Here is a 22,193-nt window from a genome sequence, read left to right as displayed (position 1 = left end):
TCGTAGAACATTTCATATCTGTTCAATTGTTTGTTCATCCAACAAATTGACAAAGGCCAAGGCTTTGGCGTATAGTATGGCCTTGAAGAGTCGTGTCATTTAATCAATCCCCAACCAGATTTCCCATGCCCTGCCTGGGGCCTTTGGCGGTTGCGCTGAGGCTATCGCTGCGCCCATAGGCATCGCAACAATGCTAAAACTACAATCTGAAACGATGCGAAGGAGCCGTGTTATGTCAATAGCGACATTAGCGCCGATCACCGCCGACCGCATGGGCCAGCTTTTTGTGCCCGATGTTCTCAGCACGCACGCCCAGCATTCGCCACAGGCTATTGCCATTGCGACCAGCAATTTTAAGCTGTGTTACGCCGAGCTTGAGCAACGCAGCAACCAGCTTGCGCATTATTTACACAGCCAAGGTATCCGCCGTGGCGCAGTGGTTGGCGCTTGTTTTGAGCGTTCAACCGAGGCCATCATTGCTGCAATTGCGATTTGGAAGGCGGGCGCAGCCTACTTGCCGCTCGACCCAAGCTATCCCCAAGAACGACTCAAATATATGTTGGCTAATAGCGGCGCAAACGTGGTTTTGGCCAGCCAGCTTACCGCTAGCCAATTGCCTGATCGCCAATTGCACATCTTTGATCAATTAACTGCTGAGCTAGAACAACAACCAACGAGCGCTCCTGTGCATCAGCTTAGCGTCGACGATTTGGCCTACATCATTTATACCTCTGGCTCAACTGGCAAGCCCAAAGGTGTGCTCGTGCCGCATCGGGGCTTGGCCAATTTGGCGGTTGCCCAAAGTGAACGCTTTGGCATCACTAGCCAATCACGGGTGTTGCAATTTGCCTCGCCCAGCTTCGATGCCTCGATTTCTGAAATGATCACGGCTTTTTTTCAGGCCGCGACTTTGTTTGTAGCCCCAACGAACGATCTTTTACCAGGCCCCGATTTATTGACGACGCTGCGCGATCATCAGATTACGGTCGTAACGCTGCCGCCTTCGGTTTTGGCCTTGCTCGATCCACGCGATTTGCCCAATTTGCAAACGATCGTATCGGCAGGCGAGGCTTGCACAGCGGAAATTGTGGCGCGCTGGGGCACAAATCGACGCTTTATCAATGCCTATGGCCCAACCGAAGTGACGGTTTGCGCCACCATGAGCCAGCCTTTGCGCTATGGCATGGCGGTCAGCATCGGCAATGCTATCAGCAATAGCCAAATCTATATTGTCGATCAGGATTTGAATTTGCTCGAAGGCGAGGCCGTTGGTGAACTCTTGGTCAGCAGCGTTGGTCTTGCGCACGGCTATCTCGGCCTTGGCGATCAAACTGCCGAACGCTTTTTGCCCAATCCATGGAGCGCGCAAGCTGGCAGTCGCGTTTATCGCACTGGCGATTTGGTGCGGCGCTTGAGCGATGGCAGCCTTGAGTTTCGCGGACGGATCGATCATCAAATTAAGCATCGTGGCTATCGCATCGATCCTGCGGAAATTGAAATGTTGTTGTTGGAATATCCCAACGTGCGCCACGCCGTTGTCACCTTGCATCACGACCACAACCAGACTGAGCGCTTGGTCGCCTATTTGGTGTTGCACGGCGAAGTTATGCCCTACTATCGCGATATGTATCGCTACTTGGAGAGCATGCTGCCCAAATATATGGTACCGCTCTCGTACACCGTCGTAAAGGAATTGCCGCGCACACCCAACGGCAAGCTCGATGTTGCAGCCCTGCCCGAGCCAGATTTTGCCTTGCTGACCGTTAGCGAAAACTACGTTGCTCCACGCACGCCGCTCGAACAGCAAATTGCCACAATTTGGGAGAATATTTTGGATACGCCCAACATTGGCGTGCTTGATGATTTCTTTGATGCTGGCGGTCACTCGCTGCTGGCAACCCAAATTGTTTCGGCAATTCGCAGCACGTTTGCGGTCGAAATTCCACTTTCGGTTTTGCTCGGAGTCGAGCCAACCATCGCCGCTACGGCACAACTAATCGAGCAATATCAAATTGCCAACGCCGACGATGCAGAACTGGCAGCCTTGCTCGATGAACTCGATGGCCTCTCGGATGAGGAAATTCAAGCTCTGTTGGCCGATGAAGGAGCGATTACCGCATGAATTTTTTGCTGATTCAGCCGCTTGATTATTTGTTCGTCTCCGGCGGGGCGCACAAAGCCAACCGCTTTTTGATGGAAGGCCTCGTGGAGCGCGGCCACACTTGCATCGTACTCTATCCACTAGAAGAAAATCGCGAAAAAAACGGCAAAGAAAAATTATTGAAGCAGCTTGAACAACGCCAAATTCAGGTGGTCGATGCCAGCGATCCCGACATGGTGCATTATCACATGAATGGGGTTGATGTTTATGCTTCGGGCGGCTCGCTGAGCTTCTTCACCAAGCTAATTCACCGCGTCAGCAACGAATTTAACATCGATTGGACGATTGTCACCGAGGATCGCTCGTTCTTATGGGTCGAAGTCGCCCACGAAGCCAATCCAGGCCGCGCAGTGTTTCTCTCGCATAGCCAAGCAACCTTGCCATTCGGCCCCGAATGCTTCGTTGACGACCCAACCAAAACCCGCACCTTGCAACAAATGGCCGATTTAATCTGCGTGAGCGAATATTTGCAACGCTACGCCAAGGAATGGGGCAACCTCGATTCGACCGTGCTGCGCTTTCCCTCATATGGCGCAGGGCCGTTTCCATTTTTGGCCAACTTCGATCAAGGCGCGGTCACGATGATCAATCCATCGATGCTCAAGGGTAGCCCAATTTTTATTGAATTAGCCCAGCGCATGCCCGATATGCAATTTGCTGCCGTACCAACCTGGTCAACTACCGGCAAAGATCGCGCGATTCTCGAAGCGCTGCCGAATGTGCAATTTATTCAGCCCTCGCCCGATATGAACGAGGTGCTCAAGCATGTCAAAGTGTTGTTGGTGCCATCGCTGTGGGGCGAATCGTTTGGCCAAGTCGTGGTCGATGCGATGTTACGCGGCATTCCGGTGTTGGCCAGCGATGTTGGCGGCTTGCCCGAAGCCAAGTTAGGCGTGGAATATTTGCTGCCAGTCAACCAAATTCGCGAATATAGCAGCATTTCAGCCAAAGTGTATACCGCAATTCCAGTTGTGCCGCCGCAAGATGTTACGCCTTGGGAAGCAACTTTGCGCCGTTTGTTGAATGATCGCGAGCATTACAACGATTTGGCTCAGCGCTCGCAAGCAGCAGCGCTCAATTTTCTCAACAACATTGGCATCGAAAAGTTTGAACAGTATTTTCTCAATTTGCAACCACGCCAAACTAGCCTTGTGCCGAGCTTAACTCCCGACCGCAACGTGCAACGGGCAGCGCAGTTGGCAGCCATGCCTGCTGAACAACGAGCGCTCCTCGCCCAACGCCTGAAACAACGCCGAGGTGAGCAAGTATGACCGAAGTCGCCCGCCAACTCGAAGATCTTTCGCCAGAACGCCGCGCCTTGTTGGCCCAACGTCTGCGCCAACGCCAAGCAGCCAAGCCAGCGCCCAGCATTCCCGCACTGGCCCGCGTCGGCGAACGCCCAGCCTTTGAACTTTCGTTTGCCCAACAACGCCTGTGGTTTTTAAGTCAGTGGCAGCCAGCAAGTGCCGCTTATCATATTCCTGCTACATTCAGCATTGTGGGCGAAATTAATGTTTCTGTATTGCAGACATGTCTTGATAAAATTATTCAGCGCCATGAAGTGCTGCGCAGCACGATCGAAGTGCATAATGATGAGCCAGTGCAAGTTATTCAGCCATTCCATAGCCTCGATTTGGAGCTTGTTGATTTACGAAATTTGAGCAGCGAGCAGCAAGCCAGCCAACGCCAGCAGCAGATCGAGCGCCACAGTCAACAGCCGTTTGATCTAACTAAAGATTTAATGTTGCGTGGTTTGTTATTGCAAACGGCTGATGATTACGCTGAATTGGTATTGACGATTCATCATATTGCCTGCGATGGTTGGTCGATTGGGGTCTTGCTGCGCGAGCTGGGCCAGCTGTATGAAGCGGGGCTACGTGGCGAGCAACTTGAACTACCAGCGCTGCCAATTCAATATGCCGATTTTGCGGTTTGGCACAAACGCTATGTGCTCGAAGAAGTTTACAATCAACATTTGAATTTTTGGCAAACTCAATTGAGCGGCAGCTTGCCATTGCTCAATTTGCCAGCCGACCATCCACGGCCAGCGGTCAAACGCGATCTCGGCGCGACGCTCGAATATCATTTGCCATGGAGTTTGGTTGAGGCCGTCGAGCGCTTGAGCCGCCAAGAACGGGCCACGCCGTTTATGCTGTTTATGGCGGCCTTTCAAGTTTTGCTTTATCGCTATTCCGGCCAAAACGATCTGATTATTGGTACGCCGATTGCCAACCGCACCCGTCGCGAAATCGAAAATTTGATCGGCTTTTTCGTCAATACCTTGCCAATTCGGGTCAATTTGGCTGGTTCGCCGAGCTTTCGCAGCCTGATTGCCCAAGTGAGCCAAACCTCGTTGGCGGCCTTCGAGCACCAAGATATGCCGCTCGAACATTTAATTGATGTGCTCAAAGTCGAACGCAGTTTGAGCCATAACCCGCTGTTTCAAGCCTTGTTTGTGCACCAAACCACCAGCATTCAAACGGTCGATTCAGGTGAATTTGGCTTGCAATTTGGCGGGGCAATTGAAACTGGCAGCGCTAAATTTGATATTAATCTGAATTTAGCCGCCAATCGTGCCACCTTCGAATACAACACTGATCTATTTGAGCGCAGCACGATCGAACGCATGGCCAGCCATTTCCATAGCTTGTTGGAATATGCGGTGACCAATCCCGATGCCAGCATCGAGCATTTGCCCTTGCTGAGCAGCAGCGAACGCCAACAATTGCTGCAAACCTGGAACAGCACCAGCGCCAATTATCCTGCGGTTGATTCAATTGTGAGCTTGTTTGAAGCCCAAGCGGCACGCGTGCCAGAGCGCACAGCCTTGCATTTTGAAGGCCAAACCCTGAGCTACGCCGAACTCAATCAACGCGCCAACCAACTAGCTCACAGCTTGCGCCAGCGTGGCATCGGCTGCGATATGCGGGTTGGGTTGTTTATCGATCGCTCGCTGGATTTGTTGGTGGGCGCGTTGGGGATTCTCAAGGCGGGCGCGGCCTATGTGCCAATCGACCCGATTTACCCCCAAGATCGTATCAGCGCGATGCTTGCAGATGGCGCGGTTGGAATGCTGATTACCCACGCCGAGCTAGCTGCCGAATTGCCAACGCTCGATCTTGAGGTGATCTGCATTGACGAGGCTTGGCCGACAATTGCCCAAGCGCCAACCCACAACCTGAATTTGGCGATCGATCCACGCAGTTTGATGTATGTGCTGTTTACCTCTGGCTCGACTGGTCGCCCCAAAGGCGTAGCAATCGAACACCGCAATTATGTCAATTATATTCAAGGCTTATTGCAACGAATTGAAGCCGAAGATGGCTGGAGCTATGCCTTAGTTTCGACCTTCGCCGCCGACCTTGGCACAACCAACGTCTATGGAGCCTTGTGTAGCGGCGGCGAATTGCATATCGTGGCCTACGAACGCGCCACCGATCCCGAGGCCTTTGCCGCCTACTTCCGCCAGCATCGGATCGATGTGATGAAACTGGTGCCAAGCCATTTTGAGGCCATGCGCGGTCTGAGCAATTTGGCTGATGTGATTCCCAAGCAGCGCCTGATTTTGGCGGGCGAGGCCAGTTTGTGGGAGCAACTTGGCGATATTCGCCAACTTCAGCCCAGCGTGCAGCTGCAAAACCACTATGGGCCAACCGAAACCACGGTTTCGATGCTGACCTACCCGATTCCGAGACAGCCGCGCTACCCAAGCAGCAGCGTGCCACTTGGGCGGCCCTTGGGCAATGTGCAAATTTATGTGCTCGATCGCCACATGCAGCCAACGCCGCAAGGCGTGCCAGGCGAACTCTACGTTGGCGGTGGAGGCGTGGGTCGTGGCTATATCGGGCGACCCGATCTCACTGCCGAGCGATTTGTGCCCAATCCATTTAGTGCTGAAACAGGCGCACGGCTCTATCGTAGCGGCGATTTGGTGCGCTACCAGCCTGATGGCGCGATTGAATTTTTGGGTCGAATCGATCTGCAAGTCAAAATTCGCGGCTATCGAGTTGAATTAAGCGAGATTGAAACTGCCTTGCAAACCCAAACCCATGTCGCCAATAGCGTTGTGATTCTGCGCGAAGACACGCCAGGTGATAAACGGTTGGTTGCCTACATCGTGCCCGAAGCAGGCCAGAGCTTGAATATTGGCAGCATTCGTGAGGCGCTGCGCAACAGTTTGCCCGATTATATGGTGCCAACCGCCTTTGTCGAATTGGATGCGCTGCCGCTCAACCCAAATGGCAAAATCGAACGCCGTGCCTTGCCAACCCCCAGCAGCGAGCGCAATCTCGATAGCTATGTTGCGCCGCAAAGCCCGCTCGAACATGAATTGGCTGGAATTTGGGCCGACGTTTTGGCGCTTGATCAAGTTGGCATCAACGATAATTTCTTCGATTTAGGCGGCGAATCATTTAAAGCAATTCGGGTTGTGCGCAAAATTGGCAGCCATGTCAGCGTCATGACCCTGTTCAAATATCCAACGGTACGCGAATTAGCTGCCCAGCTTGCGGGCGCAAGCAGCGCTGCGAGCGGCATGCTCTATGAATTGACCAAAGCGCAGGCCAAGCAGCACACTACAATTGTGGCGATACCCTATGGTGGCGGCAGCGCTATCACCTATCAACCATTGGCCCAAGCCATGCCCAAGGGCTATCGTTTATTGGCCGCCGAGCTACCTGGCCACGATTTTAGCCGCCCCGACGAGCCATTGCAAAGCTTAGAAGTCGTTGCTAGCCAGCTTGCCAACGAAATTCAGAGCACAACCCAAGGCCCAATTGTGCTCTATGGCCATTGTGTTGGCAGCGCCATGACCGTCGAAATTGGCCGTTTGTTGGAGCAAGCAGGCCGCGACGTGCAGGGTATTGTGTTGGGCGGTAATTTTCCGGCGGCGCGTGTGCCTGGCCGTTTTTTTGAATTGCTCAACAAACTTATGCCCGCCGACCGCTGGATGTCGGATCGAACGTATCGCGATTTTCTGCGCGCCTTGGGTGGCTTCACCGAAATTGTCGATCCGGCGGAACAGAGCTTTGTGATGCGCAGTTTGCGCCATGATGCGCGTGAAGTTGAGCGCTATTTTACCCAAGCTTTTGCCCAAAAACAGCCGCAGCAGCTCAAAGCTCCGATCGCCTGTATTATCGGCGAGATGGATCGAGCGACCGAATATTACCAAGAGCGCTATCGTGAATGGGAATTCTTCAGCAACGACGTGACGCTGCATGTGATTCCCCATGCTGGCCATTATTTTCTCAAACATCAAGCCAGCGAATTGGGCCAAATTATCGAGCAACAAACTGAGCAATGGCAACAACCAGTGCCAATCCAAGCCACAGCAATCAAAACCAAACCCAGCAAAGCCAGCATGCCCAGCCTACGAATTTTCTTTATGGTCGCTTTGGGCCAGTTGGTTTCGATGCTTGGCTCAAGTTTATCGAGCTTTGCCTTGGGCATTTGGATTTATCAGCGCACTGGCACGGTCAGCGATTTTGCCTTTACCGCAATCGCCTCGATGCTGCCAAGTTTGGTGGTTTCGCCCTTGGCAGGAGCAATTGCCGACCGCTGGGATCGGCGCTGGATTATGATTATTGCCGATACAATTGCTGGGCTTTCGACAATTGTTGTTGCCATGTTACTGTGGGCCAACAAACTTGAGGTTTGGCATATTTACCTCACGGCAGCAGTTAGCTCGATTGCTGGAACCTTCCAGCGCCCAGCCTATGCAGCAGCCATGACCCAGCTTGTACCCAAACAATATCTTGGCCATGCCAACGGCGTGATTCAGCTTGGCTCGGCGACGGGCGGCTTGATTGCGCCATTTATTGCTGGTGGAATGGTGGCATTTTTTGGCTTGGGCGGAGTCTTTTTGCTCGATTTCATCTCGTTTAGCTTGGGAATTGGTGTGCTGTTCTTGGTTCGCTTCCCCAACACGCTCTATCACAAGCGCGAGGAGCCATTGTTGCGCGAAATTGTGCGCGGCTGGGAATATATCATCAAGCGACCAAGCCTCGTGGCGATGGTGCTGTTTTTTGCCTTGGGCAACATCTGGTTTGGCATCGCCAGCATCAGTATGAGTCCGTTAGTGCTCTCGTTTGGCGGGCCTGCCGAATTAGGCATTGTCAGCGCAGCCTGTGCTTTGGGCGGCTTTCTCGGTGGCTTGTTTATGAGTTTGTGGGGTGGTTTGCAACGCCGCGCCGAGGGCATGGTTGGCTTCGTGATTCTTGAAGGCTTTTTCATTGCCTTGGCAGGCTTGCGGCCCTCAACATGGCTGGTGGCGTTGGCGATGTTTGGCATGTGGTTCACCATTTCGTTGGTCAATGCCCACTGGCAAGTGCTCATCCAGACCAAGGTTGGCTTGGAGTTGCAAGGGCGGGTGCAAGCAACCAACCAAATGCTGGCCATGCTCAGCATTCCGCTTGGCTATTGGCTGGCTGGCCCGTTGGCCGATACGCTGTTTGGCCCGTTGCTTGAGCCAAATGGTGCACTCAGCAACAGTTTGGGTTGGCTCTTCGGGGTTGGCCCCGACCGTGGGATTGGCTTGTTGATGGTGGTAGTTGGCTTGGCTGCGGCAATTTGGGCCGTAATTGGCTTCAACTATCGACCATTGCGCTATATGGAAGATGCGCTGCCCGATGCGATTCCCGATGCTGAAATTGCCAGCGACCGCGATACGATTCAAGCCCAAGCCGATGGTATAATCGCCACGACAAGCAAAGGATGAAGTCAAAAGTCAAAAAGGCTCAGTTATAACCGCGAAGAACGCGAAGTTACGCTAAGAAGTTAAGAATTAAACAATCTTCGTGCTCTTCGTGTCCTTCGTGGATCAAATGCTCTATGTTCTATGCTCTATGTTCTATACTATCTATGCGCTTAAATGCTAACACCATCGACATTTGGCTGATCGACCTAACGCGGCTGCGACCTCAACGGAGCCGCTTTTGGGCTGTGCTCAACCCTGAGGAGCAAGCGCGAGCACTACGCTTTCACTTCGAGCGCGATCAGCTGCGCTACACGATTTGCCGTGGCGCAATGCGCCTAATTTTGGCCGAATATCTTGATCGTGATCCAGCGAAGCTTTCATTCAGCCAAAATAGCTATGGCAAGCCCTTGCTGGCGGATGTTGAACTGAGCTTTAACCTCTCACATGCTGGCAACTACGGCTTGCTTGGGCTAAGTCAATTCAACACCATCGGCGTGGATATTGAGCAAGAACGCCAACTCGACGACTTGGCGAGCATTGTGCAACATTATTTTGCGCCCAGCGAGCGCCAAGCAGTGCTGAATGCCGAGAATCAGACTGCGGCATTTTTTCGCTGCTGGACGCGCAAAGAAGCCTATCTCAAAGCCCATGGCATGGGGTTATCGCTGCCACTCTCCAGTTTCGCGGTTTCGATCGAGCCGCACGTTGAGCAAGCCCTCGAATGGAACCGCGAAAATACTGTCGATCAATGGCATGTTCAGCCGCTCGCAGCGCCTGCTGGCTACGCCGCCGCGCTGGCTTGCCCTCGTTCTAGCAGCCCAATCGTAGTGCAGCAACGCGGGTGGCTGGGCCTAGCTAGCTAAATCGCTGAAGGCTATTTTTTTGTCAAGCCGCCAGCCCTGTGTTAAAATGCGCTATTGCGTTTAGCACGCACTAACTCGAAGGGCTTTGCATGCAGCGGTTTCGTCAATCCTCGATATTTATTATGTTGACCATGGCTTTGTTTGGCCTTGGCGGCCTACTGATCGCTCAATGGTTGCGCCCCGATCGCTCGCCACGCACATGGACTGGCGGCAATATTCTGGCCAACGCCGATTGGCGCAGCGCTGCTGATAACGGCATTCCCGATGGCTGGTCAGGCAATGGCCTCAAACGCGCCGATACCACCAATGGGTATGTGCTCGACGATAGCTATAGTTTGCAACTCTACGGGGTCAATAGTTTTGCCCGCTCGCCACGCCTCACGGCGCAAACAGGCCAGCGCTATCGGCTTGGCTTCCAAGCATTAATCGACCCTGGCACCCAACGCAGCAGTGTTGGCGCGCAAATTCAGGTTTGGGTGCATTGGATCGATACAGTTGGCGATGATATTCGGCTTGATAAACAAACCCCAGTCTTGCTGGGCTTCGATAGCAAAGGCGATCCAACCTGGACTCCACTACTGGTTGAAACCGAGCCAAGCCCCAGCCAAGCTGCTTGGGTTGCAATTTCAATCCACGCGCTTTCCGATGACACAATTTATCTTGATAATTTGAGCATGGCCGCAGCAGGCATCTATATCGAACCCTATCCACAAGGTGCGGTTGCCGCCGTGAGTTTTAGCGTCGATTGGGAAACAGCTATGGGCGGGGCGATTCACTCGCTCAGTTTGCCAACTGATGCCATTAGCAGCGCCACCAGTTTGGGCTTGCAAGCACGTCAAGGCACGCACAATTTGCTCGATTTATTTGCGCCACATCGGATTCGCGGCACATGGTTTGGCAATGGCTACAATTTTTTATTCGGCAACCAAGAGCGCCGCACTTGGATGGGCGACCCAACTTTTGCTTGGGCTGCCAGCACGCCACGCCGTTGGCAAACCATCGATTGGTCACAAACGCCATGGTTCAGCCACGATCCCTACGGCACGGTCGAGAGCGATCCTGCTTGGTATTTTGGCGATTTGCTTGCGCCATTACAGGCCGCCCAACAAACGATCGAAAGCCATACATTTAGCCATATGTACGTTGGTTTTGCTCAGGCCAACGAGTTAGCCAGCGACAGCAGCGAGTGGCACGATTTGGCAATCAGCCAAGGGCTTGCCCCCGCTAGCAGCCTCGCGTTTCCCTATGGCGGCAGCGACGGCGTAACTGAAGCCCATTGGCAAACCTTGCGTAGCGCAGGCATTCGCACCGTCGTGCGGACGCGGGTGCTCGATGCAACCAACATCCAACGCGGCTTAAACGATCGCCACTTGTTGATTGATCGGCGTTGGTGGCAACCGCGCCAATTGCCAGGCCACGATTTGGTTGCTTTGCCCGATGTCTATCTCACGCCACAAACCGCACTCACTGCAACCACCTATTTGCAGCAGGCCATGGCCAGCGGCGGCGTAATCGATATGTATGCTCATAATTACGAAATTTATAACCCTGCGCAAATCGCCGTTTGGCAAACCGCTATTCAACAGGCGGTTGCTGCTCAAGCGTGGATAGCCACCGTGCCGGAGATTGCCGACCGCTGGCGCGCGCTCAAATCCATTCAACTCACCATCGAACAAACTCCTGAACAACTCCAGATTCGCCTAGCCAACCAAAGTCGTTTCGATTTGGCACAGCTCAGCTTGCGGCTGCCTGCCGAAAGCACTGGCAGCGATAAAGGCAGCTTTGATCAGGCCCACCATCGGTTGATTCTTGATTTACCAGCAAACTCCGCCGAGGAGATTACGATATGGCTCAAACCATCAACGCCGCACGTACCGTAAATGGCAAACGTCGTCGGTTAGGCGGCTTTCATTGGTTTTTGTTGTTGCTGACAATTGGCATGACTGTGCTGATTTCAGCGCCAACTCTGTTTTTCCAAACAGTTCAATACGATGCAAGCGCCACAATTCAACTTAATCCGCAACGCTATCGCAGTTTTATGGCCGAGCAAGCCTTGCAAAATCAGTTGTGCGATGCTAGCCGCAATGTGGTCAAAAGCATTTTGCCTAAATTTGGCAGCAATACCTTTGGCTCAGCCTGTGCCGCGCCCGCTGCTGATGGCAGTTTAATTCTGACTGCCCAAGCCACCTCGCCAGAAGATGCCCAAGCCGCCGCCGATTACACCGCCCAAAAGCTGATTCAGCAGGTGCGGGCGGCTGGTGGCCGCGATAGTTTGCGCCGCTTGATGGAATATGAGCTTGGTTTATTGCTCAAAAATCAGCCAGCCAACAATGAGCTTGGTCGCCGTTTGCGCGAATTAATCGGTGTGCAAGCCTTTGATTTTTCGCTGCACGCCAGCACTGAACTACCAGCCATCAACGCCGAAGATCTCAATGATTTGGTGCGGGCATTTGAGGTGCGCTTCGATCAGATTGCCGTAGAATTACGCCAACCAGATTTAGCAGCCGAACGCACCCGCGACCTCAAAACCGCGCGCGGCTTAATTGGTACAATCTTGACCGATGTGCTCTACTCCGACCCGCGCTACCAATCCGATGATAGCCAAGCCAGCGCAGCCTATGTCAAACAAGCGGCGTTGTTGCCAACTCAAGCCCGTTCGCAAAATTTTGCGCTCAAATTTGGTTTGGCCTTGGCAGTCGGAATCGTTGGCGGCATTTTGTTGGTGCTGGCCGATCGCGCAATCGGGATTGTCGATAAAGTGCGTGAGCTGTGGGCCTATCGCGAGCTCATTCGCAACTTGGTCTTGCGCGATTTACGTTCACGCTACAAAAATTCGGCCTTGGGCTACGTTTGGTCGTTGCTCAACCCATTGTTGATGATTTCGATCTTCTATTTAATTTTTGGCCTGCTGCTCAATTCCAATATTCGCCATTTTCATATTTTCTTGATGGTGGCGTTATTACCGTGGAATTATTTTATTGGCGGCATGGCTGAAGGTATGATGAGCGTAATCAGCAACGCCAACTTAATCAAGAAAGTTTATTTTCCCCGTGAAATTTTACCAATCACCACATTAATTTCCAATTTGGTGAATTTCATGCTGGCGTTGCCAATTATGTTTTTGATTATGTTTATTACTGGCGCGCCAATCAAAGCAACACTTTTATTGATGCCAGTGATTATCATCATCGAAAGCATGTTTATTTTGGGCATGATTCTGTTTTTATCGTCGATCACCGTGTTTTATCGTGATGTTTCGCATATTATGGGGATTGTGCTGCAACTGTGGTTTTTTATCACGCCAGTTTTCTATCCCTTAGATAATATTGCTAGCGCCAATTATGCCAAACTGGTGCGTTGGCTCAATCCCATGGCCTCAATTGTCGATTTCTATCGCGATATTGCCTATGGTGGGGTCACGAATGTTCCCGATTATCCAACGCCTGGCTTGCCAAGCCTCGACGGCGTGGCGCGAACTGGCCTCACCGCCTTGATTGTGCTGTGTTTCGGAGCCTACGTTTTCAACCATTACAGCGCCCGATTTGGCGAAGAACTCTAAGCGAGGCAATGATGATTATTTTTGAGAATGTTTCGAAGCATTTTACGATCAAGCGCGATCGGCGCAATAGCATTCAGGAACGCATCGCAGGCTTGTTCAAGCCCCAAGCAGTGCCCGATGAAGATTTTTGGGCCTTGCGCGATGTCAGTTTTAAAATCAATCGCGGCGAAACGGTTGGCCTGATTGGTCACAACGGTTCCGGCAAATCGACAACGCTCAAGCTGATTACACGCATTTTGCAACCCAACAGTGGCAAAGTGGTGGTCGACGGGCGGGTTTCGGCCTTGCTGGAGCTTGGTTCGGGCTTTCACCCCGACCTCACAGGCCGCGAAAATATCTTTTTGAATGGTTCGCTGCTTGGGTTCAGTCGCGCCGAAATGGCCGAAAAAGTCCCAGCAATCATCCGCTTCTCCGAGCTAGAAGAATTTATCGATATGCCCGTCAAGCACTATTCATCGGGCATGTATATGCGCTTGGGCTTTGCCGTGGCAATCAACGTCGATCCCGATATTTTGATTACCGACGAAGTGCTGGCGGTCGGCGATGAATTGTTCCAGCGCAAATGTCTCGACCGCATTTATCAACTCAAGCGCCGTGGCAAGACGATTCTGTTCGTTTCACACGCCATGGGCCAAGTGCGCGATTTGTGTGATCGCGCCTTGTGGTTTCATCATGGCAATTTGATGGTTGATAGCACGCCAACCGAAACGATTGATGACTATTTGGCCGAAACCAACCAACGCGATGCAGAGCGGATTGAGGCCGAAAAAGCCGCTGAAGCTCCCGAGCCAGAAGTTGTCAGCAGCGAAACAGAAAGCGAAGAAGTAGCGCCCGAGCCAGCTGTTGAATTCGATCCTCGGCGTTGGGGCAGCCGCGAGGCCGAAATCTACAAAGTTGAATTGCTCAACGCCGATGGCGAAGAGATTCAGACCGCGACTACCGGCCAAGCCTTGACCATTCGCATGCACTACCAAGCCCACGAGCCAATTGAAAAACCTGTTTTTGGGGTTGCAATTCACCATCGCACTGGCTTTCATATCAATGGGCCAAATTCGCGCTTTGCTGGCCTCGAAATTCCCGAAATTGCCGAACAAGGCTATGTAGATTATCACATCGAGAATTTGCCACTGCTCGAAGGCAATTACGAGCTTTCGGTTGCCTTGTACGATCATACCCTGACCCATCCGTATGATCATCACGATCGCAAGCACGATTTGCGGGTTTATGCAGCCTCAATTGGCGAGCAATTTGGCGCAATTTACATTCCTTCACAATGGTATTGGCATAAGCAATAATCCCAACAATCAGCGAAGGAGCCTCGATCAATGCAAAAATCATGGCGTAATCCGCAAACTTGGACGATCGAATATTTTCTTTTATGCTTAACCGGATTATTACTGATCACGATTTCATTGCTTATTCCAATTCAAAGTGATACCTGGTGGCTATTACGCATCGGCCAAGATGTGATTCATAATCAGCTCATTCCGACTACCGATATTTATAGTCATAGTATTTTTGGCGCTGATTGGCCAAATCATGAATGGTTAAGCGCGACATTATTCTATTTATTATTTTATCTTGGAAAGGCACCATTATTAATCGTTGGTAGTGGCTTAATTACAATTGCCACATGGTATATTCTCGCCAAAACCACCAACTATACAACCATTTGGCATGCTTGTATCTTTATGCTTGCAATCATCATCAGTATGGGCAGCTGGAGCATTCGGCCTCAAATATTAAGTATTTTAGGGATTGTCATCACAATGTATCTCTTAGATCATCCCAAAAATATGATCTATTATCCTATATTATTTTTAGTTTGGGCTAATTTGCATGCTGGAGTTGCGAGCGGCGGCATTATTCTGGTTGCAGCATTGCTGGTAAGCTTGGTTAAATATCGCCATTTATTAACTCGGTTTATTATTATCAACCTTATTTGTGGTTTAATCACGCTAGTCAATCCATTAGGCTATAAATTATGGTTGTATATTGCAGGCTCATTGGGCAACACAGCGCACAAATATATTTCTGAATGGCAGCCATTTGATTTTTCCAAGCCTCAAGATTATCTGCTTTTAGTCTGGCTTGGTATTTTCGGCTTTACGGTATGGAAAAACAAACAATTATTTAACAACCACAAACAGCTTACGATTATTGCTGCAAGCATCATCTTCGCTATTTTAGCATTCAAATCAATGCGCAATACTGCTTTTTTCGTCATTATTTCGCTACCCTTAGTTATAAATTCGTTGCCAAATAAACCATCAACTTCAATAAATAAGCATAATGGCAAATTCTATCAATTTTTATTTGTTGGAATGAGCATTGTTGCAATCATTGTTATTCTGTTGCAAAACCAAACTCCTACGATTACCCAAGCTGAGATTAATGCATTAAATACCTGTCAAGGCAATTTATACAATACATATGACGATGGTGGCGAGTTAATTTGGTTTGTGCCACAAAAACCAGTTATTATTGATAATCGCTCAGATCCCTATAGTGAAGAGCTTTTTCTCGAAGTGAGTTTAGCCGAGGAGCAAGGTATTTATCAAGCGTTATTTACCAAATATCAGATTAATTGTGTGTATATTGCAAAAAGCTCGCCGTTAGCAGCCAATTTGCAAAAAGATAATTGGAAGTTGCTGCATAATGGTCAAACTCATGCTGTTTATACACGCTAATTAGCTTTTTCATGGGGGGTTTTGCATGCGTCGATGGTTTTTTATCAGTTTGCTGTTAATTTTAGCAGCGTGCAGCACAACCGGAGCACCAACTGCGACGGTGCCAGCCCAACCTAGCCCAACCGCGACCACGCCGCCAAGCCCAACACTTGCGCCAACCGCAACCACGCCGCCAAGCCCAACACTTGCGCCAACCGCCACGCCAATCAGCAGCGACCCACGGACTGGGCGACCAGCCATGGCGCGTGGCACGCTCACGCAACGCCCCTACATCACGATGATCGATAACTTTCCTGCGGCCTATCCGCAAACTGGCTTAGATCAAGCGGCGATTGTGTTTGAGGCCTTGGCCGAGTATGGCGTAACGCGCTATATGGCGGTTTTCACCCCTGATTTGGTTGAGGTTGCAGGCGATTTGGGGCCGGTGCGCTCGGCACGGCTCTACTTTGTGCAATGGGCCATGGGCTTTCGCGCGGTCTATACCCATGCTGGCGGTAGCCCCGAAGGCCTCGAGCGCTTAGCCGCCGACGACAACGATTTAGTAATTGATATTGATTTGGTGAGCTTGGAAGGCCGCCAGATTTTCGATTATTCACGTCGTTCGTTGCAACGCGAGGCCCCACATAATTTGTATACCAGCGCCGCAGAAATTGGCAAGTATGTTGCCGAGCGCGCTAGCTCCAGCGCCCAAGCAGATGTGAGCGAAGTTGGCTATTTATTTGCCCCAGAAGCTCCAGTTGCTGAGCCAATTAGCACAATCGATTATTTCTTCATCTACCCCGATGATCCTGCTGGCTGGCGCTACAACGCAGACACCAACGAATATGCTCGTTTGCGCCGCGGCAGACCGCATATCGACGCGGTAAGCGAGCAACAATTGACCTTCAAAAGTATCGTGACGATGGAAGTTTTCGAAGCACCAATTCTCGGCGACGACAAAGGCCGCATCGACCAGCAAGTGGTTGGCGAAGGTCGCGCCTTGGTCTTTGCCAATGGTTCGATGCAAGCAGCAACGTGGCGCAAAACTAGCGAATCAGCGCCATTGCGCTTTTATGATAGCGCTGAGGCCGAAATCGTCTTCCCTGCTGGCCCAATCTGGATCGCCGCCATGCCCAGCTTGGAGAATGTGAGTTACGAGTAGAGACGAGGGGTCAGGGGCTGGGGGTCAGGGGTCAGTTTAATCTATGCAGGTTGTTTAGAGGCTATAGGCTATTGGCTTTGGATCTTAAGTTTCTACCCGATCTCCGATAGCCCAAAGCCTCTAGCCTATAGCCAAATCTTTATGTTCTATGCTCTATGCTCTCTGTTCTTGGTCACTCAACATCTTTCAAGGTGCGCGAAGCCAAGGTTAACAAAAACAAACCATAGCCAAGCAAAATCACAATATTGGTCCAAATAACGCTGGAACTTGGCGTTTTGCCAATAATCTCTTGAATTGCATCGTTGGCATAGAACAAGGGAAACGCATGGCCAAGCCAATTGGCCCAGGTTGGCAGTTGCTCAGGATTGATCAACAAGCCCGAAAGAAATACCGACGGTAAGATGATCAACGGAATAAACGGAAACACTTGGCCCTCGTGGCGGGCAAAGGTCGAGATAAACATCCCCAGCATCACCGACGTGATTGCTAAAAGCCAAATCACCCCAAACAACAGCGCCAAATCCCCCCAAGCATAGCTCAAATCAAACAGCCACAAGGCCTCGGCCAAGGCAATGACTGCCTGAAATGTGGCCAGCAGAATATAGCCCAGCACATAGCCGCCAATAATCTCGATGCGCCGAAAGCCATTGATAAACATGCGCTCTAAAGTGCCAGCGGTACGCTCCTGCACCAACACAATTGCACACAGCAAAAAGGCCAAAAAATGCACCATAAAGGCCGTAATCGGCATAATATAACGGGCATTGTTGAAGCCCTTGGGCATGGTATCGAAGAAAATTTTCAACAGATAAATAATCAACAACGGAGCCATGACCGATAAGCCAAGCAAGCGTTTATCGTGGCGTAATTGGGTTAATACGCGTTTGGCAACAATCAAAATTCTGCTCATTTAGCCACCTCGCTTTGTTGCAACATCCGCAACACAATCGTTTCCAATGAATCTGGTTGCAAGGCGATGGTTTGCACCGCTGGATTCAGCCCATAACCACGCAAACTTTCAGCCAAGGCGCTGGGCGTGCTGGCAATTTGCTGGTTGCTGGTTTGCCCAGCCGCTTGGATGGTTAATTGAGTTTGGCCATGTTCCAAAATTGCCTGTGGCGTATCGACAATCAAAATTTTGCCAGCTTGTTGGATGGCCAGTCGGTCGCAGAGCAGCGCTTCATCCATCAAGTGGGTGCTAATAAACAGGGTTGTGCCAGCGTTGGCCAATTCGCGAAAAAGTTGCCACGACCGCACCTTAAGATGCGGGTCGACCGCCGCCGTTGGTTCATCGAGAAAGAGCATACGTGGTTGGTGCAACAACGCGCAGGCCAACGAAACTCGCTTTTTCATGCCGCCCGAAAAGCCATAGACCGCATGCTCGGCGCGACTGGTTAATTCGGTAAATTCAAGCGCTGCTTGAATCCGTTGTTCCAATTCTGGTACGCCGTGTGCGCTGCCAAAAAAGCGCAAATTTTCGCGCGCCGAAAGATCTTCGTAGAGCGCTACGCCTTGGGGCATATAGCCAATCAATGCGCGCAACTTGGCTTGATCGCGTAATGGATTCAGGCCGAGCACCTGCCAGTCGCCGCTATTGGGCTTGAGTGCGCCAACTAAGGCTTTGATTAAGGTCGATTTGCCTGCGCCATTTGACCCAAGTAAGCCAAAAATCATGCCTTCTGGCACACTTAAATCGATGCCTTGCAGCGCGTGGACATTGCCGTAGCGTTTGGTGAGGCCCCGAACTTCAACTGCGTTCATGGGTTTACTCCTTTGGCGTGAGTCCGTTCAGAAAAATCTCAATCGTGGTTTCAATATGTTCGTCGTCGGTTAAGCCGTCTGCTTGGAGGCTCGGAAAAATAACTTTGCTTAGCATTTGCGGCATTAACATTCCCATAAAGGCCCGACTGCTGGCGCGCGTATCGTGCTGACGCATTCGGCCAAGCTGAATTTGGTGTTGAAAATAGCGCTCTAAAAAGTGCTTGACCTGCGGCACAAACTGCTGGTTGAGCACATCGGTTGGATTGCGCCCAAGCAGCATTTCGCCCAGGATAACCCGCATTATCTGGACAGTGCGCTGGTTATCGCCTGCTTGCAAGTAGCCTTTGGCCAAAAGTGGCAGCAATTGGCTTGGCTCGCGTTCGAGCAACCCATCGAGCGATTGGGTGGTTTGCAAAAACGGCATTTGGCCTTGCATAACTGCCTCAAGCAGCGCCTCCTTGTTCGGAAAATACCAATAAATCAAGGCTGGAGACTGAATGTTGGCCCGCGCCGCAATCGATTTAATCGTGGCTCCCCGAAAGCCTTTTTCAGCAAATTCGGCCCGCGCCGCCTCTAAAATCGCTTCGCGCCGCTCGCCTTGTTCATCAGTCATACGCTACTCCAAAAAATTGATTGAATGTTCAATCAAGAGTATAGAGAATGCTGATTGGGCTGTCAAGGGTGATTTTTGAGCAAAACAAAACCGCGATCAAAACATTGATCGCGGTTTCGCTTGAGCGGAGCTTATTTACTAGCCCACGGTGCCCAAACCTTATATTGGCTGACCACCGTAGTTGCGGTGTTGGTCGGGCCAGTCGTCGCGGTTGGCGTGGTGCTCACCGTAATTGTCGGTGGATTCGTCGCCGTCGGCGTGTTGGTTGGGCCAGTCGTCGCGGTTGGCGTGGTGCTCACCGTAATTGTCGGTGGGTTGGTTGCCGTCGCGGTATTGGTCGGCCCAGTTGTTGGGGTGTTGGTTGGTCCGGTTGTTGGAGTTGGCGTACCGCCGCCGCTGCCTTCGCGCAATGGCCCAGCTACCGCTAAACCATAGGCTTGGCTGGCAATTGGCACATTATGTGCAGTAACCTCAATGCGATATGCGCCAAGTTGCGGCGTATTGATAATCACACCTTCGAGGTTATTGGTGCGGTCGCCAGTGCTCTGATTGTTGCCATAGTAGCGCGTGCCATCAGGCCCAATCACCACCAAATCAAGATCGTTGACCAGTTGTTGCGCGGCGGCCAAGGATGCTGGCGGATCAGTCCAGTTGAGCATTACTCGCAACGGTTGGGTAGTGGTCAAGACGGTTAATGGTTGGCTGGTGGTGTGGTTGTAGCTCACGGTTTGGCCTGTGCTCAAGCCAGCCGCATGATCATCAACCCACAAATCATACGGCGCTGCTTTGGTGATAAAACTCAAATTGCTACGCCCCCAACCAGCCACGCTATTTGGTCGATTGTAAGGAATTTCTTGGGTTGGGCCAGTGCCATATTGTCCTGGAGCAATATCGACTGTGGTATTCAGCGCAATAGATTTAATCACTGCTGCGCTGGGAGTGCTCAGCCCTTTGGTTGCTAACCATTCACGAATCAAGGCAACCGTGCCAGCAACCAACGGCGTTGCCATCGATGTACCGCCAGAATAAACATAGTTGCCATTGGTTTCGTGCACGCCCCACAAGGTGCTTGCGCCGCTGCCATACGAACGGGCAGAAACGATATTGGTGCCAGGTGCAACCAAATCAGGTTTGATCCGACCATCGTCAGTTGGCCCGCGCGATGAAAACGCCGCCATGCCGTTGGCATCGTCCGAAAGTGTATCCGAAAGAATTGGCTCGGTTGCAAAACAAAAGCTCAGCAACAGCCAGGGCAAGCCTGTGTAACCACCAGTTGGGCGTGGGCTTTCGCTTGCTCCAACCGTAATCACATTCTTGGCGGTGGCTGGGGTCAACAGCGAATCGGGGTCAACCACGCCATTGCCGCCAGTACAAAAGCCCATCTCGCCAACTTCGCCATCGGCCCCGCTATTGCCAGCCCCAAACAGCATGGTGTAATCGGGGTGTTCCCACAAAAATTGGTCGGTGCGCTGAGCGCTGTATGGATACCCACCATACGAGGCTTCAGTATCCGTGATTGGCCCCGTCAGATCGCCCCAGCTGTTGCTATGAATCCGTGCGCCTGCATTGTAGGCTTGTTGATACATTGGGTAAAAATCGGTTGGCAAGCCAACGATATTGCCATTTGCATCAGCCTCAAACGCTTGCACCACCAACTTTGCTTCAGGCGCAATCCCTGCCATCGAGTTGCTATAGCTATGGCTGGCGGGATTAGAGCCAGAAAGCGCTCCATTCCCAGCAATCGAGCCAGCAACATGCGTCCCGTGGCCATGATTATCATCCCAATTACTGCCTGCCGAGAGCACCTGAGTAGCATGAATGCGGTTGGCAAAATCGCTGCTGAGGGTTGAGAACGAGCCAGTATCTAAGCCCGTATCGGTATAGGCCACAATTTGGTTTTGGCCATACAACTGCCGATCAGTCCAAACTGGCTCGACTTGTTGTACTTGGCGCGCATACTGATCGATTAACTTGGGCGTGCTGACCACTTCGATCCAGCGCACTTCGCTCATGTTGGCCAGTTGCAGCATTTGACCGCTCGTGCGAATGGCATCGAGCGTGAGGCCTTGGGCTTTAACTGCTTGTTCAGCGCTTGCCAATTGGTTATCCCAACCGATGGTGCGCAAGGGCAAACCTTGATAGCGACCGCTTTGCAGCAATTTCAACAACCCAGGCTGAACCTTATCGGCCAAGGTCCAATCGCCGCGTGCATAAAAGCCATCGATGGTGCGGGCTGCTGCTTGCTGCGTTGCTGAGCCACGCACCAAATAGGCATAATCGGGCAGATATTCAACCATCTCTAGGCCCGTTGCGACCAGTGCTTGGCGCTGTTTAAGCAGAATCGGCCCGCTAAATTGAATAACCGCATACCCGTCAATTGGCTGCAACCATGGATCAGCCTGATTCGATTGGCTAGCCACCGCGAGATCGATCGTGCCCCGTTGAAGATACAACTTTGGTGGAATTGTGGCGCTGGGGGGCTTGCTAGCGGCACTTCCGAAGCTTAGAAAAACTAAGCTCAGCAGTAAAAGACCATAAACTAAGCGCATGCTGACCTCCGGGTGGTAGTTGCAGGTGTGCCCTGAGAGAATTATGAATATTGCACACCGTTGAGGAAAATCAATAGCCAAAGTATAAAAAATTTTTACCTAAATTACTAGGGTGAATTTATGTGAAGGATGAGGGATGAAGGATGAAAGGAAAGGCAAAAG

13 protein-coding genes are annotated in these 22,193 nt (G+C 51.4%); 9 read left to right on the top strand and 4 right to left on the bottom strand.

The window, feature by feature from the left end:
• Positions 1–232: 232 nt before the first annotated feature.
• The 9 genes from JOD20_RS07490 (at position 233) to JOD20_RS07450 (ending at position 17,108) form a co-directional block, all read left to right on the top strand.
• Positions 233–2,122: a non-ribosomal peptide synthetase gene (locus JOD20_RS07490; RefSeq protein ID WP_204754669.1), complete on the top strand. Its 1,890-nt coding sequence runs from the start codon at positions 233–235 to the stop codon at positions 2,120–2,122.
• Positions 2,119–3,432, top strand: a complete 1,314-nt coding sequence (locus tag JOD20_RS07485) for a glycosyltransferase family 4 protein (protein ID WP_204754668.1) — start codon at positions 2,119–2,121, stop codon at positions 3,430–3,432. Before JOD20_RS07490 ends, JOD20_RS07485 begins: the two co-directional genes overlap by 4 nt.
• Complete coding sequence (locus JOD20_RS07480) at positions 3,429–8,876, top strand: non-ribosomal peptide synthetase/MFS transporter (RefSeq protein WP_204754667.1); 5,448 nt, start codon at positions 3,429–3,431, stop codon at positions 8,874–8,876. The genes JOD20_RS07485 and JOD20_RS07480 overlap by 4 nt, the downstream gene beginning before the upstream one ends.
• A 143-nt stretch (positions 8,877–9,019) precedes the next feature.
• On the top strand, positions 9,020–9,718 hold the full coding sequence (locus JOD20_RS07475) for a 4'-phosphopantetheinyl transferase family protein (protein ID WP_204754666.1): 699 nt from the start codon (positions 9,020–9,022) through the stop codon (positions 9,716–9,718).
• An 89-nt stretch (positions 9,719–9,807) separates the two neighbouring features.
• Entirely contained in the window at positions 9,808–11,598 is a 1,791-nt protein-coding gene (locus JOD20_RS07470; protein WP_204754665.1) for a polysaccharide deacetylase family protein, read from the top strand.
• Positions 11,565–13,277 (top strand): ABC transporter permease, encoded by a 1,713-nt coding sequence (locus JOD20_RS07465; RefSeq protein WP_204754664.1) that lies wholly within the window; start codon positions 11,565–11,567, stop codon positions 13,275–13,277. Before JOD20_RS07470 ends, JOD20_RS07465 begins: the two co-directional genes overlap by 34 nt.
• 8 nt (positions 13,278–13,285) lie before the next feature.
• Positions 13,286–14,572, top strand: coding sequence for an ABC transporter ATP-binding protein (locus tag JOD20_RS07460; RefSeq protein WP_239583766.1), 1,287 nt, complete (start codon positions 13,286–13,288; stop codon positions 14,570–14,572).
• A gap of 30 nt (positions 14,573–14,602) precedes the next feature.
• Complete coding sequence (locus JOD20_RS07455) at positions 14,603–15,967, top strand: hypothetical protein (protein WP_204754663.1); 1,365 nt, start codon at positions 14,603–14,605, stop codon at positions 15,965–15,967.
• A 25-nt stretch (positions 15,968–15,992) separates the two neighbouring features.
• Complete coding sequence (locus JOD20_RS07450) at positions 15,993–17,108, top strand: DUF3048 domain-containing protein (protein ID WP_204754662.1); 1,116 nt, start codon at positions 15,993–15,995, stop codon at positions 17,106–17,108.
• A 172-nt stretch (positions 17,109–17,280) separates the two neighbouring features.
• Here JOD20_RS07450 and JOD20_RS07445 read toward each other — a convergent pair whose 3' ends face one another.
• The 4 genes from JOD20_RS07445 to JOD20_RS07430 all read right to left on the bottom strand — a co-directional run bounded on the left by JOD20_RS07445 (position 17,281) and on the right by JOD20_RS07430 (position 22,031).
• Positions 17,281–18,018 carry an ABC transporter permease gene (locus JOD20_RS07445; RefSeq protein ID WP_204754661.1) on the bottom strand — a complete coding sequence of 246 codons (738 nt, stop codon included), beginning with the start codon at positions 18,016–18,018 and terminating at the stop codon, positions 17,281–17,283.
• Complete coding sequence (locus JOD20_RS07440; RefSeq protein ID WP_204754660.1) at positions 18,015–18,869, bottom strand: ABC transporter ATP-binding protein; 855 nt, start codon at positions 18,867–18,869, stop codon at positions 18,015–18,017. Before JOD20_RS07440 ends, JOD20_RS07445 begins: the two co-directional genes overlap by 4 nt.
• Positions 18,870–18,873: 4 nt before the next feature.
• Positions 18,874–19,482 carry a TetR/AcrR family transcriptional regulator gene (locus tag JOD20_RS07435; protein ID WP_204754659.1) on the bottom strand — a complete coding sequence of 203 codons (609 nt, stop codon included), beginning with the start codon at positions 19,480–19,482 and terminating at the stop codon, positions 18,874–18,876.
• A 131-nt stretch (positions 19,483–19,613) separates the two neighbouring features.
• Positions 19,614–22,031 carry a S8 family serine peptidase gene (locus tag JOD20_RS07430; RefSeq protein WP_204754658.1) on the bottom strand — a complete coding sequence of 806 codons (2,418 nt, stop codon included), beginning with the start codon at positions 22,029–22,031 and terminating at the stop codon, positions 19,614–19,616.
• Positions 22,032–22,193 lie beyond the last annotated feature (162 nt).

This window comes from Herpetosiphon giganteus, assembly GCF_016907925.1.
Lineage (GTDB): Bacteria > Chloroflexota > Chloroflexia > Chloroflexales > Herpetosiphonaceae > Herpetosiphon > Herpetosiphon giganteus.
The sequence above is the reverse complement of the archived record's forward strand: the minus strand, read 5'-3'. Positions and strand labels throughout refer to the sequence as shown.